We start from the raw sequence: 16,841 nt of genomic DNA, 5'->3' as shown, positions 1-16,841 counted from the left end.
GATCCGGCGCGGGGTTATGCCCGTCGCCACGGCTTACGCTTACGAGGCCGTTACGCCATGACCGATACCGAAGTAAAGGCGCCAAAGATCGAATTCCCAAACGTGGACTATCCCGTCAAGGTGATCAGCGATACGGGCGTGGGCAACAAGGACAAGATCATCGAGATCGTCAAGAAGCACGCAACGATCAACCATGACCGTGTGGATGAGCGTCAAAGCACCAACGGCAAGTACACCACTATTCAGTTGCACATCGTGGCGACTGACCAGGACCAGCTCTACAACATCAACAGCGAACTGCGGGCTACCGGCTTCGTGCACATGGTGTTGTGATGTCACAGACCCTGGGCTTTCGCGAGCTCGGCCAAATGGCTTACGAACCGGTGTGGCACGCCATGCAGCGGTTCACCAACGAGCGCGGCACTGAAGCCCCGGATGAAATCTGGCTGGTGGAGCACCCGCCGGTTTTCACCCAGGGCCAGGCCGGCAAGGCCGAGCATTTGCTGCTGCCGGGAGAAATCCCGGTGGTGCAGGTCGACCGCGGCGGGCAGGTGACTTACCATGGCCCAGGTCAATTGGTGGCTTATCTGTTGCTGGACGTGCGCAGGCTGGGTTTTGGCGTACGTGAGCTGGTCAGTCGCATGGAGTCATGCCTGATCGAGCTGCTTGCCAGCTACGGTGTGACCGCGGCGGCCAAGCCGGATGCACCGGGGGTTTATGTTGATGGCGCGAAAATCGCCTCCCTGGGCTTGCGGATTCGCCACGGTTGTTCCTTTCATGGCCTGGCCTTGAATGTGGACATGGACCTGGCGCCGTTTCGACGGATCAATCCCTGCGGCTACGCCGGTTTGGCGATGACCCAGTTGAGCGATCACGCAACACCACTAGAATTTGCCGAGGTAAGTGCCCGGCTGCGCGCGCAGCTCGTCAAACACCTCGACTATGCTGAGCAGACGACCCTAACGGGCGGAATCGACTGATTATGACTACTGATGCAGTGCAAACCATGATCCCGACGCTGGATGTTACCGAGCGTCCGGCCCCGCGTGCCAAGGTAGAAGCCGGCGTCAAGCTGCGCGGCGCCGAGAAGGTTGCACGCATCCCGGTGAAGATCATTCCGACCACCGAACTGCCGAAAAAGCCTGACTGGATTCGCGTGCGTATCCCGGTTTCGCCGGAAGTCGACCGCATCAAGGCCCTGCTGCGCAAACACAAGCTGCACAGCGTGTGCGAAGAAGCGTCCTGCCCGAACCTGGGCGAGTGCTTCTCCGGTGGCACCGCGACCTTCATGATCATGGGTGACATCTGCACCCGTCGTTGCCCGTTCTGCGACGTTGGTCACGGCCGGCCGAAGCCACTGGACGTCAACGAGCCGGAAAGCCTGGCCATCGCCATCGCCGACCTGAAACTCAAGTATGTCGTGATTACCTCGGTAGACCGTGACGACCTGCGTGACGGCGGTGCCCAGCACTTTGCCGACTGCATCCGCGAGATCCGCAAGCTGTCGCCGAACGTGATGCTCGAGACCCTGGTGCCGGACTACCGTGGCCGTATGGACGTGGCGCTGGAAATCACTGCCGCCGAGCCGCCTGACGTGTTCAACCACAACCTGGAAACCGTACCGCGCCTGTACAAGGCTGCGCGTCCGGGTTCGGACTACCAGTGGTCGCTGACCCTGCTGCAGAAATTCAAGCAGATGATGCCGCACATTCCGACCAAATCCGGCCTGATGCTGGGCCTGGGCGAAACCGACGAAGAAGTCATCGAAGTCATGAAGCGCATGCGCGAACACGACATCGACATGCTGACCCTCGGCCAGTACCTGCAGCCGTCCCGCAGCCACTTGCCGGTACAGCGCTTCGTGCACCCGGATGTGTTCGCCTGGTTTGCCGAAGAAGGCTACAAGATGGGCTTCAAGAACGTCGCTTCCGGCCCGCTGGTACGTTCCTCGTACCACGCCGACGAGCAGGCGAAACTGGTCAAGGCCAGCCTGGTGTCCTGATACGCGGAACGCCGGACACTGCAGGACCCATGTGGGAGCCGGCTTGAGTGGGAGCGGGCTTGTTCGCGAATGCGTTGGATCAGTTGACCTGTCCGGTGACTGACTGACCGTCTTCGCGAGCAAGCCCGCTCCCACCCAGGCCCGCTCCCACATTTGCTACTGACTCTTCCTCTTCTGTTTGCAACCATTGCTGTTTAGAGTGCCTTGGGCAATCCACACGAGGAGAACCATGGATGACGACTCAATTGACCACTTGTGCGGTACCTGCGCTGCGCGCCGAAGGCGTGATCGGACTGATTGCCCCTGCCGGGCCGGCCGAGCTGGATATCGACACGGCCACGCAATGGATGCGCGCCCGGGGCTACACACTGCGGATCTTTCCGGGCGTGAGCCAGCGTGATGGCTATCTGGCCGGCAGTGATGAGGTACGCCTTGATGACCTGCACGCGGCGTTCGCCGATTCGACCATCGACGCGATTTTCTGCCTGCGCGGCGGCTACGGCACGCCACGCCTGCTGGACCGCCTGGACTTTGACCTGCTCCGGGCCAACCCCAAGCCATTCGTAGGCTACAGCGATATCACCGCCCTGCACCTGGCGATCAACCGGTATGCCGGTTTCGTCACCTTCCATGGTCCGATGTTCAACGCTGACCTGTTAGGTGAAAAGCAACAGCCTACCGAGTCGTCGCTGTTCAGCATGCTGCGTGGGCAAGTGAAAGCCGGTAGCCAGCTGGCTCACCCTGTGGCCTACCCGCTGACCACCGTCGAGCCAGGCATCGCCTGTGGGCGGCTGCTGGGCGGCAATCTATCGATGATCGCAGCAGTGATGGGCACGGCTTACGAGATTGATGCCGAGGGCATCATTCTGTTTATCGAAGACGTGAACGAGCCGTTGTACCGCATTGACCGGTTGCTCACCCATTTGCGCCTGGCGGGCAAGCTGGCCCAGGTGGCGGGCGTGGTGGTGGGGGATGTGGCTGGGGTTGATAGCCTTGCGCTTGAGCGCTTGCTGAAGCAGACCTTCGAGCCGTTGTGCATTCCTGTGCTGTCCGGCTGGCGCAGCGGGCACTGCAACCCGAACCTGACCTTGCCGTTGGGCGCCAGGGTGCGGCTGGATGCGGGGGAGAGGCGGTTGGTGTTGGAACAGGATGTGGTGTTCAAGGCCTGAACTTTGTAGCGCCGATAAAGGCCTCTTCGCGAGCAAGCCCGCTCCCACATTTCGATCGCGTTCCTTCAGGAAGTGCACGGTCAAAATGTGGGAGCGGGCTTGCTCGCGAATGCGGTAGCAGCCATACGCCGATCTATCGGCTTTGCAGCGACTCCAGCAACTTCACCGTCGGATACCCATCCGCCGGCCAGCCCAGGGACTGCTGCGCGGCACGAATTGCCTTGCGGGTATTCGCACCGATGATCCCGTCCGGGTTGCCTGCGTCGTAACCATTGGCACTGAGCACCGTCTGCAAGTCAATTCGCTGCGAGCGAGTCAACGGCAGCTCATCTTTCGGCCAGCTCCCACGAATCAAGCCACCGCCCCCGAAGCGTTCCGACAACAAGCCAACTGCCAACGCGTAGGACGACGAGTTGTTGTACTTGAGGATCGCGCGGAAGTTATCCAGCACCAGGAACGCCGGGCCACGATAGCCGGCCGGCAGCAACAGGGCGGCGGAAAGCTGGTCGACGTTGGCCGGGACACTGGCGCCCGGCGGCACCTGGATTCCCAGTTTCAGCCACTCGCCAACGGTCTTGCGTACGCTGCCATCGGCCAGGGCGTAATCAAAATTCAACGGCAGTTGCTGCACCTCGAAGCCCCAGGGCTGGCCTTTCTGCCAGCCGGAGCTTTGCAGGTAGTGCGCGGTGGAGGCGAGGGCGTCGGCCGGGCTGTTCCAGATATCGCGGCGGCCGTCACCGTCGAAGTCTACGGCGTGGGTGTTATAGGTGGTCGGGATGAACTGGGTCTGGCCCATGGCCCCGGCCCAGGAGCCTTTCATCTGGTCGGCGGCGATATCGCCATGCTGGATGATTTGCAGCGCCGCCAGCAGCTGCGCCTGGGCGAAGGCCGGGCGACGGCCTTCATAGGCCAGGGTCGCCAGTGAGCGGATCACCGAGTTGTTGCCTTGGAATTGGCCGAAGTTACTCTCCATGCCCCACACCGAGACCAGCGCCTGGCGGTCGACGCCGTAACGGTCCTCAATGCGTTGCAGAATGTCGGCATACTTCACCAGCAGCGATTGGCCATTGCGCACCCGCAGCGGCGACAGCGCGCCATCGAGGTATTCCCATACCGGCCGGGAGAACTCCGGCTGGCTGCGGTCGGCGCGGATCACCGCCATGTCGGGTACGACATTGGCAAAGGCCGTGTCGAAAACCTGCGGCGTGATACCGGCCTTCAAGGCTTCCACGCGAAACCCCGCCTGCCATTCGGCAAAGGTCTGGGTCGGCTGGATATCAAGATTGTCTGCCACCAGTGGCGCAACGACGGCAGGCGCAGCTACCGGTGCAGTCTGGAGCGGGGGCAGGGGTTGGGCATCGGCAGCGGTGGGTTTTTCCGCGCAGGCGACTAACAGAATGAGGCTGGAGGCAGCGATCAGTTGGCGAAGGTGCCAACGACGGGAAAGACTAGAGGGCATGCACAGGTCCAGGGAATACGAATCAGGTACAGACCTTATCATGCCGGAGGGGCGCTTGCCTTCAGGCAGCCAGAAAGTAAGAAGCCTCCCAGCTATTAGACTGGAAGGCTTCGCGGCGGTAGCTGCCTTTGCCTTTGCCGGCTCGTTCCTGGCGACTGCGGAACAACGGCTGGGCGATGATGGATTTGGCCTTGTTGGGGCCATGCTTTGATGGCTTTTTGCTCATGATGGGTACTCTCTGGCGGGTTGATGATGCGGTGCGAATCATCTGCCGAAGTTTGGATTCTGTCCAGCCCAGCGATACGTAGGACTATTCAGCAGGCAGCGCCAAGCGCTGTCCTGACATCAAAAGTGACAAACGACTCAGGCTCATCCACGGCGATCCAGCCGCCTGGCCCTTGATCTGCGCGTCAATGCGCTGGGCCTCCAGCAGCAATTGCGCCCAGCGTTGCGCCGAGTGCCGTTGCAGGGCTTTGCTGATCAGTGGTTTGCGCTTGTCCCATACCGGTGGTCGCGCCTGGCTGAAGGCCTTGTCCAGTGGGATGCCCTGGCTGTACTGCAGGGCAATATTGGCCAGCAGCCGTAATTCTCGCGCCAGGGCCCAGAGAATCACCGGCGGCTCGACGCCTTCGCCGCGCAGCCCTTCGAGCATGCGCAGGGCGTGGGCGGGTTCGCCGTTGAGGATGGCATCCACCAGGCCAAATACGTCAAAGCGCGCGCTGTCCGCCACGGCGCCTTGCACGGTTTCGACGGTGATCTGGCCACCCTCGGCCATCAGCTTGAGCTTTTCGATTTCCTGGGCGGCGGCCAACAGGTTGCCTTCCACCCGCGCCGCGATCAGCTCCACCGCATCCTGGCTGGCACTCAGCCCTGATTGCGACAGGCGCTGACGAATCCACTGCGGCAGTTGGCTGCTGTCCACCGGCCAGATCTGTATGAACTGAGTCTGGCCACCTTCCACCAGCGCCTTGCCCCACTTGGTTTTCTGCGCACTGCCATCGAGCTTGGGCAGGCTGATCAGCAGCAGCGTGTCTTCGGCAGGGCGTGCGCAGTATTCCATCAAAGCCGCCGCGCCTTTGTCGCCGGGCTTGCCCGAAGGCAGGCGCAGTTCCAGCAGGCGTTTTTCGGCGAACAGCGACATGCTCGCCCCGGCTTGCAGCAGCGTACCCCAGTCGAAACTGGCGTCGGCGCTGAATACCTGGCGTTCATCGAAGCCCTGTTGGCGGGCTGCGGTGCGAATTGCGTCCGCAGCCTCCTGGCACAGCAGCGGGTCATCACCGCTGACGATGTAGACGGGCGCAAGGCTGCCTTGCAGGTGCTTGGCGAGTTGGGCGGGGGCGAGTTTCATAGGCAGGGCGAACGGGGCGCCTGGGGCGCCCCGTCTGGCTTACTCGACAGGAACTTCGACAGGCGACTGTTTAGGTTGGCTGTCTTCATACTCTTGCGCCGCTTTCAGCGCATCGGCATCTGCCTTGGCCTTGGCATCCGCGGTTTGCTGCAGCTTATCCAGTTGCTCCGGCGTGATCAGTTGCAGGCGCAGGACCATGCGCTGCACCAGTTCACGACGCATTTCCTTGCGCACCTGGATGGTTTCGGAGTCCGAACCCACCAGGTTGTTGCCGTCGTGGCTCACGACTTTCTGTATCTGGATCTTGTCGCCCATCAGCGGCAGGTGGTCATGGCCCTGGATTTCGAAGAAGAGCGTGGTGCTCAGCTCAATGTCCGAAGCACGCCCGGCGCTGGCGTAGCTGAGGCTGCGCTGCTCTTCTTTTTCATCCACCAGGTTCAGTTTGTAAGCCGCGCCTGAATAGACTTTGACGCCACTGTTTTCCAGGACCTGGCGCAGCTGTTGCACGGTCTCGCCGTAGGAGTTGCGGGCGGTGACGTCCAGTTCCTTGATCGCCAGTTCGGTGGTGCCGGTGCCGCGCAGCTGGAAGCCGCAAGCGCTCAGCAGCACGGCAAGGCCCATAACCAGCAGATTGCGTTTGATCATTTTGATGCTCCCCTTGAAACCATGTGGGCCTTATCGAGGCCCTGGAGGTTTTGTTCGGCGCCAGGGTTATTCCCTCGGCGCCCGATCCGATTAGCTAGCGACGATATTGACCAGTTTGCCGGGCACCACGATCACTTTGCGGATCGTCAGGCCTTCGGTGAAGCGCAGCACGTTCTCATTGATACGGGCGGCGGCTTCGACGTCTTCACGGCTGGCGCTGGCCGGCATGTCGATCTGGCCACGCAGCTTGCCGTTGACCTGAATCACCAGTTGCAGCGTGTCCTGTACCAGGGCGCTGTCATCCTGTACCGGCCAGCCGGCATCGATGACGGCACCGCTGTGGCCCAACTGGTTCCACAGTTCGTGGCTGATGTGTGGCGTGATCGGCGCCAGCAGCAGGGTGACCGTTTCCAGGCCTTCCTGTACCAGTGCGCGGTCCTGTTCGGTGGCCTGCGGCGCTTTCTCCAGCACGTTCATCAGCGTCATCACCTGGGCGATGGCGGTGTTGAATTTGTGGTGCTGGCCCACGTCCTGGCTGGCGTGCTTGATGGCCAGGTGGGTGCTGCGGCGAATGACTTTTTGCTCATCGCTCAGGGCCGCCACGTCCAGCTTGCCCGGCAAGCCTTGGCTGACATGGGCGTGCGCCAGGCGCCAGACGCGCTTGAGGAAGCGATGCGAACCTTCGACGCCGGAGTCCGACCATTCCGCGCTCATGTCAGGCGGCGAGGCGAACATCATGAACAGGCGGCAGGTGTCCGCGCCGAACTGGTCGATCATCGACTGTGGGTCGACGCCGTTGTTCTTCGACTTGGCCATCTTCTCGGTGCCGCCGATTTCCACCGGCAGGCCGTCGGATTTCAGCTTGGCGCTGATCACCTTGGCCTTGCTGTCACGCTCCAGCTCGACATCTGCCGGGTTGAACCAGGTATAGGCGCCATTGGCTTCGCGGCGGTAATAAGTCTCGGCAATCACCATGCCCTGGGTCAGCAGGTTCTTGAACGGCTCGTCGGAACTCACCAGGCCTTCATCACGCATCAGCTTGTGGAAGAAGCGCGCGTACAGCAGGTGAAGGATGGCGTGTTCGATACCGCCGATGTACTGGTCTACCGGCAGCCAATGGTCGGCCGCGGATTTTTCCACCAGGCCGCCTTCATAGTGCGGCGAGGCGTAGCGGGCGTAGTACCACGAAGACTCCACGAAGGTGTCCATGGTGTCGGTTTCGCGTTTGGCCGGGGCACCGCAGTTCGGGCAGGTGCACTCGTAGAATTCGGGCATGCGCGCCAATGGCGAGCCAGCACCGTCCGGCACCACGTCTTCGGGCAATACGACCGGCAGTTGGTCTTCCGGTACCGGCACGTCACCGCAGGTTTCGCAGTGGATGATCGGGATCGGGCAGCCCCAGTAGCGCTGGCGGCTGATGCCCCAGTCACGCAGGCGGAACTGGGTGCGCGAGGCACCGAGGTTTTTCTTGATCAGCGCCACTTCGATGGCGTCGAAGGCGCCTTCGAAATCCAGGCCGTCGAACTCGCCGGAATTGATCAGTGTGCCGTGTTCGTTGTACGCGTCCTGCCACGGAGCCGGGTTGGTGTCGCCCGAACTGGTGCGCACCACTGACTTGATCGGCAAGTTGTATTTGACGGCGAATTCGAAATCGCGCTCGTCGTGGGCCGGCACAGCCATTACTGCGCCATCACCGTAGTGCATCAGCACGTAGTTGGCGACCCACACCGGCAGCTTCTCGCCGGTCAATGGGTGCTCGACGAACAACGAGGTCGGCAGGCCTTTTTTCTCCTGGGTGGCGACGTCGGCTTCGGCGACGCTGCCGCCCTTGCATTCGGCGATGAACGCCTGCAGCTCAGAGTTGTTCTGTGCGGCCTGGGTGGCCAGCGGGTGTTCGGCGGCCACGGCGACGTAGGTCGCGCCCATCAGGGTGTCCGGACGGGTGGTGAAGACTTTCAGTACACCTTCTGCGCCGATGGAGTCGACGTTGTAGGGGAACTGCACTTCCATGCCACGGGACTTGCCGATCCAGTTGCGTTGCATGGTCTTGACCTGCTCGGGCCAGCCCGGCAAATCGTCGAGGCTCGACAGGAGTTCATCCGCGTAGGCGGTGATCTTGAAGTAGTACATCGGGATTTCGCGCTTTTCGATCAGCGCGCCGGAACGCCAGCCGCGGCCGTCGATCACTTGTTCGTTGGCCAGTACGGTCTGGTCCACCGGGTCCCAGTTCACGGTGCCGCTCTTCTTGTAGATCACGCCTTTTTCGAACAGGCGAGTGAACAGCCATTGTTCCCAGCGGTAGTAATCAGGCTTGCAGGTGGTCACCTCGCGGGACCAGTCCACCGCCAGGCCCAGGCTGCGCAGCTGGGTCTTCATGTAGGCGATGTTTTCGTAGGTCCACTTGGCGGGCGCTACGTTGTTCTTCATCGCGGCGTTTTCCGCCGGCATGCCGAAGGCGTCCCAACCCATGGGTTGCAGGACGTTCTTGCCCAGCATGCGCTGGTAGCGGGAGATGACGTCGCCGATGGTGTAGTTGCGCACATGCCCCATGTGTAGCTTGCCGCTGGGGTAAGGGAACATCGATAGGCAATAGAAAGTCTCCTTGCCTGGCTGTTCACTGACTTCAAAGGACTTTTGCTCATCCCAGAACGACTGGGCGGCATTTTCTATTTCACGGGGCTGATATTGTTCGTGCATGGCTACTTTTGAACTGAATAGGGGTGGCCTAATCCTCTTCGGTGCAACGTTCAGGTTGATCGACACCAAAAAGCGGCGCGTCCGTGCCCAAACCCTGCGGGAAGTGGAGTTACAGGAAGCGCCGTAGCATACATGACCCCACTCTATCGAGGGAAACCCTGATTGCGCCGCCGAGGCCGTTGGTCGCGGCGCCAGGCAGGCAGGGCAAGCAGGACTACGCTGTTTAGTGGGGAGTGAGTCTTATCTTCAATGAGGTGAGGGATGGTTGATTCGCAGCGAACTTTAACGAAACCGCAGGTGTACGAAGGACTGATCGACCGTTTGGGTCGAGCACTGGATGCAGCAAAAACCGCAGGCCGATTGTGTGATGAACGGCCTCTGGAGTTGGAACTGCGTGGCTTGAGCCAGGCAGAGCTGGACGTGATCAGGGTGTATCTGGAATTGAATGAGCATCGCGCGTCCCATGGCATGGCCTCCCCGCCAGCTCAGGAGTTTTCGCGATCGGCCAAGGTGGTATGGCTCAAGGATTTTTCGGCCGGTCGCAGCCCGGAAAAACTCCGGTCCGTGCGTTTCAAGTGAAGTACCGCGTTAGTGATCTGTAGCCTTCTCAGCGTCTGTTCCTGTAAAGATTGTCGCTTAACCCCGTTACACCTTAGGCTTCGGGCATCTTTGGAGATGCCCGATGCCTATTCGCTATTTCATTAAACAATTGTTGTTGCCGCCCGGCATCCTGTTGCTGTTGCTGGCCCTTGCCTGGTGGTTTCGTCGCAGCCGACCGCGGCTGGCGGCCGTGTGCTTTGCCCTGGGGTTTGGCGGGATGTGGCTGATGAGCCTGCCGGTGGCGGTTCAATGGGGCGCAAAGGCCTTGGAGACCGAGCCGCCTCTGGCCCGTGATGAATGGGCGACCCTGGCGCAGCGGGCTGATGCCATCGTGGTGTTGGGCTCGGGGCGTGAGCGCGGGGATCCGGCGTGGGGCTCCGATCAGCCGACGGGTATCGGTCTTGAGCGCCAGCGCTATGCAGCCCGCCTGGCCAAGGCTTCGGGCTTGCCGGTGCTGACCACCGGCGGCTTGCACTACGGCACACCGCCCAGCGAGGCGGAGTTGATGGCGGTATCGATGCAGGATGACTTTGGCGTGAGCGTGCGCTGGAAGGAAGAGCGCAGCCGTACCACGTGGGAAAACGCGCAGATGAGTGCCGAGATTCTGCTGCCGCAGGGGATCAAGCGTGTGGTGGTCGTGACTCAGGCCTGGCATATGCCGCGCTCGCGCTGGAGCTTCGAAAAGGCCGGGTTCACGGTTGTTCCGGCGCCAGTGGGGTTTCTTGGTTTGGACAATGCCCGGCCATTGGGGGGCTGGATGCCGGAGTTCAAGTCGGTATGGCAGAGCGGGCAGTTGCTGAATGAGGCGGTGGGGCAGGTGGGTTACCGGATGTTTTACAGGTAATACCGCAGGTCAAATGTGGGAGCGGGCTTGCTCGCGAATACAGTGTGTCAGTCACTGGTGCTTTAACTGACAGATCGCATTCGCGAGCAAGCCCGCTCCCACATTGTCGTCCGAGTATTTCTTTTAAACCGTTTTGGACATCCGGCCCGCCAACAGCGCCCAGCCAAACAGGCCAAGGCACAGGATGATCAACGGCCACGAACGCCATTCCAAGTACGGGGTGAGGTTGTGCATCGGCACGACCTCGCCGTAGAGAATCCCGCGTTCAAACTGCGGGATCTGCACGGTGATCTGCCCGTACGGGTTGATCAGGCCAGTGACGCCGTTGTTGGTGGCGCGGATCATCCAGCGCCCGGCTTCCAGGGCGCGCATCTGGGCCATCTGCAAATGTTGCAGCGGGCCGATGGAGCGGCCGAACCAGGTGTCGTTGCTGATGGTCAGCAACAAATCGCTGCGGGCCGACAGGCCGGCGGCGAACTCCGGGTACACCACTTCATAGCAAATGAACGGCGCAATCTGATAGCCCTTGGCTTGCAGCAAAGCCTGGTCGGACGGCCCGCGGGCGAAGTCCGACATCGGCAGGTCAAAGAACGCGATCAAGCCGCGCAACATGTCCTGCAGCGGCACGTACTCGCCAAACGGCACCAGCTTCTGCTTCAGGTAGGTGCCGTCGCCTTCGCCCACCACCGTGATGCCGTTGAAGAAGCGCTTGTGGTGATGCACTTCCTGGCGGATCGGTACACCGGTGATCAGCGCAGTGTGCCGGTCAGCGGCGAACTTGCCCATCATGCCCAGGTAACCCTCCACGGATTCCTTGAGCACCGGCACGGCGGTTTCCGGCCATACCAGCAGGTCGACAGGCTTGGAGCTGAAGCTCATGTCGCGGTACAGCGTGAGCTGCGCATTCAACTGCTCGGGGTCCCACTTCATGCTTTGTTCGACGTTGCCCTGGACGGCGGCCACGGTCAGCGGCGCGCCGGCGGGGGTGGTCCATGCATGATGCTTGAGTGCCAGGCCGATGGCCCATGGCGCCACCAACAACAGCAAGCCGGCACCGATGAACAGGTTGCGCTTAGCCGCCAGCAGACGCGGCAGGTTGCAGATCAGTGCGGCGGTCAGCGCCAGGGCAAAGGATATCAGCCACATCCCGCCCAGCGGCGCGAGGCCGGTGAGAGGACCGTCGAGCTGGCTGTAACCGGAATAGAGCCAGGGAAAACCGGTGAGGAACCAGCCGCGAAACGCTTCCTGTCCAACCCACAAGGCCGCGAAGGCCAGGGCATCGGCCAGTGGCGCTTCGTTGCGGCGCAGCCAGCGCGCCCACAGCCAGGCGGGCAGGGCAAAGAACCAGGCAATGGCCGCCGTAAACGCCAGCATCAGCATGCCCGCCAGCAGCACCGAAGCGCCGCCGAAGTGGTGAATGCTGTAGTAGATCCAGCTGGTACCGGCGCCAAACAGGCCGAAACCGAAACACCAGCCGCGCCACAAGGCCTGGCGCGGTGTCAGTTCACGCAATCCCGCATAAAAGAACCCGGCCGCCACCAGCGCAAACGGCCAGAGGTCGAACGGCGCCAGCGCCAGGGTGGTGATGGCGCCGGCCACCACGGCCAGCAAGTTACCGGGCCAGCCGGGTGCAATCATACGGCGCATGTCAGTCCTTAGCGGGCAATAGGTGTCAAACGGATCAAGTGAATACGGCGGCTGTCGGCATTCAGGATGCGGAAGCGATAGGCACCGATTTCCGTGGTCTCGTTACGCTTGGGCAGGTGCCCGAACGCACTCATCACCAGGCCGCCAACCGTGTCGAATTCATCGTCGGAGAATTCGCTGTCGAAGAACTCGTTGAAGTTCTCGATCGGCGTCAGGGCCTTGACCAGGAAGTCACCGCTGGGCAGCGGCTTGATGTAGCTGTCTTCTTCCACATCGTGTTCGTCTTCGATGTCACCGACGATCTGTTCCAGCACGTCTTCGATGGTCACGAGGCCGGCCACACCGCCGTATTCGTCAATCACGATGGCCATGTGATTGTGGTTCGCACGAAATTCGCGCAACAGCACATTCAGGCGCTTGGATTCAGGGACGAAGGTGGCAGGACGCAGCAGGTCCTTGATGTTGAAGCTGTCGCCGTTCTCCTTGAGGATCAGCGGCAGCAGGTCCTTGGCCAGCAGGACGCCCATGACGTCGTCATGGCTTTCGCCGATCACCGGGTAGCGCGAGTGCGCCGAGTCGATCACGGCCGGGAGGAATTCTCGAGGGGTCTGGGTCGCCTTGATGCTGACCATCTGCGAGCGCGGAACCATGATGTCCCGTACTTGCAGGTCAGCTACTTGGATGGCGCCTTCGACGATGGCCAGCGCTTCGCTGTCCAGCAACTTGTTCTGATGCGCCTCGCGCAGCAGCTCCAGCAGCTCCTGGCGGTTTTTCGGCTCGTGGGCAAAGGCCTGGGTGAGTTTCCCCAGCCATGACTTTTGCCCGTTGCTCGATCGGTCTTCGCTCATAGCGATTACTCTAAATCCTTTATTGTTTCAGTTAGGTGTAGTTGCAATTTCGTCGTCTGCATACGGGTCACGATGACCCAGTTCTGCAAGCAACGTTCGTTCCAGTGCTTCCATTTCTTCGGCTTCGTCATCGTCTATATGGTCGTAACCCAAGAGATGCAAGCAGCCGTGGATGACTAGATGGGCCCAATGGGCCTCAAGTTCCTTGCCCTGTTCCTTTGCTTCACGCTCGACCACTTCGACGCAGATCACCAGGTCGCCCAGCAACGGGATATCCAGCAGCTCATCGGGTACGTCGGCGGGAAACGACAGCACGTTGGTCGCGTAGTCTTTTTGTCGCCAGGTGTGATTCAGTTCACGGCCTTCGGGCTCGTCCACCAGGCGAATGGTCAGCTCCGAGTCGGCGGTGCGCTGGCGCAGGGCCAGGGTGCACCACTGGCGGAACTGTTCTTCGCTGGGGGCGGGCGCTTCGGTGGCCAGCTGCAGGTCAAGCTCAAGCATCGCGGCGAGTGTCCTTGGCCGGTTGGTCGTCGCGGTGTTCGAAGCGCTCGTAGGCTTCGACAATGCGCTGCACCAACGGGTGACGTACCACGTCTTTGGGCATGAAGTGCGTGAAGCTGATCCCCGGCACGTCCTTGAGTACGTCGATCACTTGGGCCAGGCCCGACTTGGTGCCTTTGGGCAGGTCGACCTGGGTGACGTCGCCGGTGATCACGGCGGTGGAGCCGAAACCGATCCGGGTCAGGAACATCTTCATCTGCTCAACGGTGGTGTTCTGGCTTTCGTCGAGAATGATGAAGCTGTTGTTCAGCGTACGGCCACGCATGTAGGCCAGCGGGGCGATCTCGATCACCTGGCGCTCGATCAGCTTGGCCACGTATTCGAAGCCGAGCATCTCGTAGAGCGCGTCGTAGAGCGGGCGCAGGTACGGGTCGATCTTCTGGGCCAGGTCGCCGGGCAAAAAGCCCAGCTTCTCGCCGGCTTCCACCGCCGGACGCACCAGCAGGATGCGTCGCACCTGCTCGCGCTCCAGGGCGTCGACCGCGCAGGCCACGGCCAGGTAGGTCTTGCCGGTACCGGCAGGGCCGATGCCGAAGTTGATGTCGTTGCCCAGGATCTCTTTGACGTAGCGCTGCTGGTTCAAGCCGCGAGGGCGAATCATGCCTTTCTTGGTGCGCAACGCGACGCTGGCTTCGGCTACCGGGTTGTTGGCCAGGTCCTCCACGGCGGATTCCTGCAGGTACAGGTGCACCGTTTCCGGCGACAGCTCGCTACCTTTGGTTTCCCGGTAGAGGCGGCGCAGAAGGTTTTCTGCCGAGGTGGTGTGCTGGGGTTCACCAATCAGCTCGAATTGATTGCCGCGGTTGCGGATCTCGATGCTCAGGCGTTGTTCGATCAGGCGCAGGTGCTCGTCGAACTGTCCGCACAGATTGGCGAAACGGCGAGCCTCAAAGGGCTCGAGGAGGAAACGATGTGGTTCTATGGGTGCGTTCAAGGTCGTTTTTAGCCGCCCTGGGGCAATTAAGATGAAATCAAGGATAACGCCAGCAGGCTGCGTGCGAAAGCACTTATATATCCCGAAGCTGGCACCGTTCTAATGTGGGAGCGGGCTTGCTCGCGAATGCGATGGGGCAGTCAGCCTGTTCGTTGCCTGATACACCGCCTTCGCGAGCAAGCCCGCTCCCACATTGGTTCCCGGTGGTCGAATTATTGTTACACCAGCGAACCGCGCAGCGAGTGCGGTTGTGCCGCGTCGATGTGCACGTCGGCGAACTGCCCGATCAGCGTCGGATTATCACAGCGGAAGTTGACGATCCGGTTGTTCTCGGTCCGGCCCTGCAATTCGCCAGGGTCTTTTTTCGAGTAGTCGGTCACCAGGATGCGCTGGGTCGAGCCCACCATCTGTCGGCTGATCTCGAAACCCTGTTGGTTGAGGCGATGTTGCAGGGCGTTCAAACGCTCCTTCTTCAACGCTTCCGGGGTTTCGTCGAGCAGGTCTGCCGCGGGGGTGCCCGGGCGCTGGCTGTAGACGAAGGAGTAGGAGAAGTCGAAGCCGACGTCTTCAATCAACTTCATGGTCTGCTGGAAGTCTTTCTCGGTCTCGCCCGGGAAGCCGACGATAAAGTCCGAGCTGATGCAGATCCCCGGCACCGCCGCACGCAATTTGCGCAATTTGGATTTGTATTCCAGGGCGGTGTGGTTGCGCTTCATCGCCGAGAGAATGCGGTCCGAGCCCGATTGCACCGGCAAGTGCAGGTGCTTGACCAGCTCCGGCACTTCGGCGTGGGCCTGGATCAGGCTGTCGGAGAACTCCAGCGGGTGCGAAGTGGTATAGCGAATCCGCTCGATCCCGTCGACGGCGGCCACTACGCGGATCAACTCCGCGAGGTCCGCCAGGCGTCCGTCGTGGGTCTGGCCACGGTAGCCGTTGACGTTTTGTCCCAGCAGGGTCACTTCACGCACGCCGTTCTCGGCCAAGTGAATGATCTCTGCCAGCACGTCGTCGAACGGGCGGCTGACTTCTTCGCCGCGGGTGTATGGCACCACGCAGAAGGTGCAGTACTTGCTGCAGCCTTCCATTACCGACACATAAGCGCTTGGGCCGTCGATGCGCGGCTCGGGCAAATGGTCGAATTTTTCGATTTCCGGGAACGAGACGTCGACTTGCGGCAGCTTGGTGATGCGCGCGGCGTCGATCATTTCCGGCAGGCGGTGCAGGGTCTGCGGGCCGAAGACCACGTCGACGTACGGTGCGCGGTCGCGAATGGCGGCGCCTTCCTGGCTGGCCACGCAACCACCGACGGCGATCACCATGTCCGGGTTGGCCAGTTTCAGTTCACGCCAGCGGCCCAGCTGCGAGTAGACCCGGTCCTGGGCCCGCTCGCGGATCGAGCACGTATTGAGCAGGATCACATCGGCGTCTTCAGCGCGAGCGGTGACTTCCAGGGCCTGATGTTCACCCAGCAGATCGACCATGCGCGAGCTGTCGTACTCGTTCATCTGGCAACCGTGGGTTTCGATGTAAAGCTTCTTGGCCATGGGGATCGTCAACTGGTGGTAAAGAACCGCGCATTATAGGGGGCATGCCGATAGGTTCCTAGCACTGTGCATCGGACGCCATGCTATAGTTCGCGCCCTCTTTTATATCCCCCGATGTGTTACCCGCCCACCATGACCAAACGTGAAGCTCCAATCTACAAGGTGATTTTCCTTAACCAGGGCCAGGTGTTCGAAATGTACGCCAAGCAGATCTATCAAAGTGATCTGTGGGGCTTCCTGGAAGTGGAAGAGTTCGTCTTTGGCGAGCGCACGCAGCTGGTCGTCGACCCGGGCGAGGAAAAACTCAAGGCTCAGTTCGAAGGCGTGGTGCGCAGTTTTGTGCCGATGCATTCGATCGTGCGCATCGACGAAGTCGAGCGCCTGGGCACGCCGAAAATCAGCGAGGCCCGGGGCATGAGCAATGTCATGCCGTTTCCGATGCCGATGCCTGAGAAGTAAGGCTTAACACCGCGCCGACCCCTTCGCGAGCAAGCCCGCTCTCACATTCGACCGAGTTCCACCTTTGGAATGCAGTCGAATGTG

The 16,841-nt window shown here is 61.2% G+C and carries 17 protein-coding genes; 7 read left to right on the top strand and 10 right to left on the bottom strand.

Features of this window, described 5'->3' with window-relative positions; genetic code table 11:
* Positions 1 to 57: 57 nt before the first annotated feature.
* The 4 genes from ACW9I6_RS14295 to ACW9I6_RS14280 all read left to right on the top strand — a co-directional run bounded on the left by ACW9I6_RS14295 (position 58) and on the right by ACW9I6_RS14280 (position 3,171).
* Positions 58 to 333: a DUF493 domain-containing protein gene (locus ACW9I6_RS14295; protein ID WP_003215438.1), complete on the top strand. Its 276-nt coding sequence runs from the start codon at positions 58 to 60 to the stop codon at positions 331 to 333.
* The gene (gene lipB, locus ACW9I6_RS14290; RefSeq protein WP_003215439.1) at positions 333 to 980 is read left to right on the top strand and encodes a lipoyl(octanoyl) transferase LipB; all 648 of its coding nucleotides are present in this window, start codon (positions 333 to 335) and stop codon (positions 978 to 980) included. The genes ACW9I6_RS14295 and lipB overlap by 1 nt, the downstream gene beginning before the upstream one ends.
* Positions 981 to 982: 2 nt before the next feature.
* The gene (gene lipA / locus ACW9I6_RS14285) at positions 983 to 2,002 is read left to right on the top strand and encodes a lipoyl synthase (RefSeq protein WP_003215441.1); all 1,020 of its coding nucleotides are present in this window, start codon (positions 983 to 985) and stop codon (positions 2,000 to 2,002) included.
* A gap of 233 nt (positions 2,003 to 2,235) precedes the next feature.
* Complete coding sequence (locus ACW9I6_RS14280) at positions 2,236 to 3,171, top strand: S66 peptidase family protein (RefSeq protein ID WP_177021489.1); 936 nt, start codon at positions 2,236 to 2,238, stop codon at positions 3,169 to 3,171.
* Between the two features lie 133 nt (positions 3,172 to 3,304).
* On the opposite strand, the gene ACW9I6_RS14275 is transcribed toward ACW9I6_RS14280, so the two are convergent.
* The 5 genes from ACW9I6_RS14275 to leuS all read right to left on the bottom strand — a co-directional run bounded on the left by ACW9I6_RS14275 (position 3,305) and on the right by leuS (position 9,320).
* On the bottom strand, positions 3,305 to 4,630 hold the full coding sequence (locus ACW9I6_RS14275) for a lytic murein transglycosylase (protein WP_003215443.1): 1,326 nt from the start codon (positions 4,628 to 4,630) through the stop codon (positions 3,305 to 3,307).
* A 61-nt stretch (positions 4,631 to 4,691) separates the two neighbouring features.
* Entirely contained in the window at positions 4,692 to 4,856 is a 165-nt protein-coding gene (arfA, locus tag ACW9I6_RS14270) for an alternative ribosome rescue factor ArfA (RefSeq protein WP_003176285.1), read from the bottom strand.
* A gap of 84 nt (positions 4,857 to 4,940) precedes the next feature.
* The gene (holA, locus tag ACW9I6_RS14265; protein ID WP_008436560.1) at positions 4,941 to 5,978 is read right to left on the bottom strand and encodes a DNA polymerase III subunit delta; all 1,038 of its coding nucleotides are present in this window, start codon (positions 5,976 to 5,978) and stop codon (positions 4,941 to 4,943) included.
* A gap of 39 nt (positions 5,979 to 6,017) precedes the next feature.
* A complete protein-coding gene (locus ACW9I6_RS14260) occupies positions 6,018 to 6,623 on the bottom strand; it encodes an LPS-assembly lipoprotein LptE (protein WP_008436571.1) in 606 nt (201 codons plus the stop codon).
* A gap of 90 nt (positions 6,624 to 6,713) precedes the next feature.
* The gene (gene leuS, locus ACW9I6_RS14255) at positions 6,714 to 9,320 is read right to left on the bottom strand and encodes a leucine--tRNA ligase (RefSeq protein ID WP_457339465.1); all 2,607 of its coding nucleotides are present in this window, start codon (positions 9,318 to 9,320) and stop codon (positions 6,714 to 6,716) included.
* Between the two features lie 261 nt (positions 9,321 to 9,581).
* Between leuS and ACW9I6_RS14250 the strand changes: the two genes are divergently transcribed.
* Positions 9,582 to 9,899 carry a hypothetical protein gene (locus tag ACW9I6_RS14250; RefSeq protein WP_008436575.1) on the top strand — a complete coding sequence of 106 codons (318 nt, stop codon included), beginning with the start codon at positions 9,582 to 9,584 and terminating at the stop codon, positions 9,897 to 9,899.
* Positions 9,900 to 10,002: 103 nt separating this feature from the next.
* Positions 10,003 to 10,764 (top strand): YdcF family protein, encoded by a 762-nt coding sequence (locus ACW9I6_RS14245; protein ID WP_008436576.1) that lies wholly within the window; start codon positions 10,003 to 10,005, stop codon positions 10,762 to 10,764.
* A 123-nt stretch (positions 10,765 to 10,887) separates the two neighbouring features.
* Here the strand turns inward: ACW9I6_RS14245 and lnt are convergent, their stop codons facing one another.
* The 5 genes from lnt to miaB form a co-directional block, all read right to left on the bottom strand.
* A complete protein-coding gene (gene lnt, locus ACW9I6_RS14240) occupies positions 10,888 to 12,411 on the bottom strand; it encodes an apolipoprotein N-acyltransferase (RefSeq protein ID WP_178912204.1) in 1,524 nt (507 codons plus the stop codon).
* A gap of 8 nt (positions 12,412 to 12,419) precedes the next feature.
* Entirely contained in the window at positions 12,420 to 13,259 is an 840-nt protein-coding gene (locus tag ACW9I6_RS14235; protein ID WP_003215451.1) for an HlyC/CorC family transporter, read from the bottom strand.
* Between the two features lie 27 nt (positions 13,260 to 13,286).
* Complete coding sequence (ybeY, locus tag ACW9I6_RS14230) at positions 13,287 to 13,760, bottom strand: rRNA maturation RNase YbeY (RefSeq protein WP_003215452.1); 474 nt, start codon at positions 13,758 to 13,760, stop codon at positions 13,287 to 13,289.
* A complete protein-coding gene (locus ACW9I6_RS14225; protein ID WP_003215453.1) occupies positions 13,753 to 14,754 on the bottom strand; it encodes a PhoH family protein in 1,002 nt (333 codons plus the stop codon). Before ACW9I6_RS14225 ends, ybeY begins: the two co-directional genes overlap by 8 nt.
* Before the next feature lie 218 nt (positions 14,755 to 14,972).
* A complete protein-coding gene (miaB, locus tag ACW9I6_RS14220) occupies positions 14,973 to 16,298 on the bottom strand; it encodes a tRNA (N6-isopentenyl adenosine(37)-C2)-methylthiotransferase MiaB (RefSeq protein ID WP_102369960.1) in 1,326 nt (441 codons plus the stop codon).
* Between the two features lie 132 nt (positions 16,299 to 16,430).
* Here miaB and ACW9I6_RS14215 point away from each other — a divergent pair, with 132 nt between their 5' ends.
* Positions 16,431 to 16,757, top strand: a complete 327-nt coding sequence (locus ACW9I6_RS14215) for a DUF1820 family protein (protein ID WP_003215457.1) — start codon at positions 16,431 to 16,433, stop codon at positions 16,755 to 16,757.
* Positions 16,758 to 16,841: the final 84 nt, after the last annotated feature.

This window comes from Pseudomonas sp. SDO5522_S412 (genome assembly GCF_054071215.1).
Note: the sequence above shows the minus strand (reverse complement) of the source record. Positions and strands in the feature narration are given on the sequence as shown.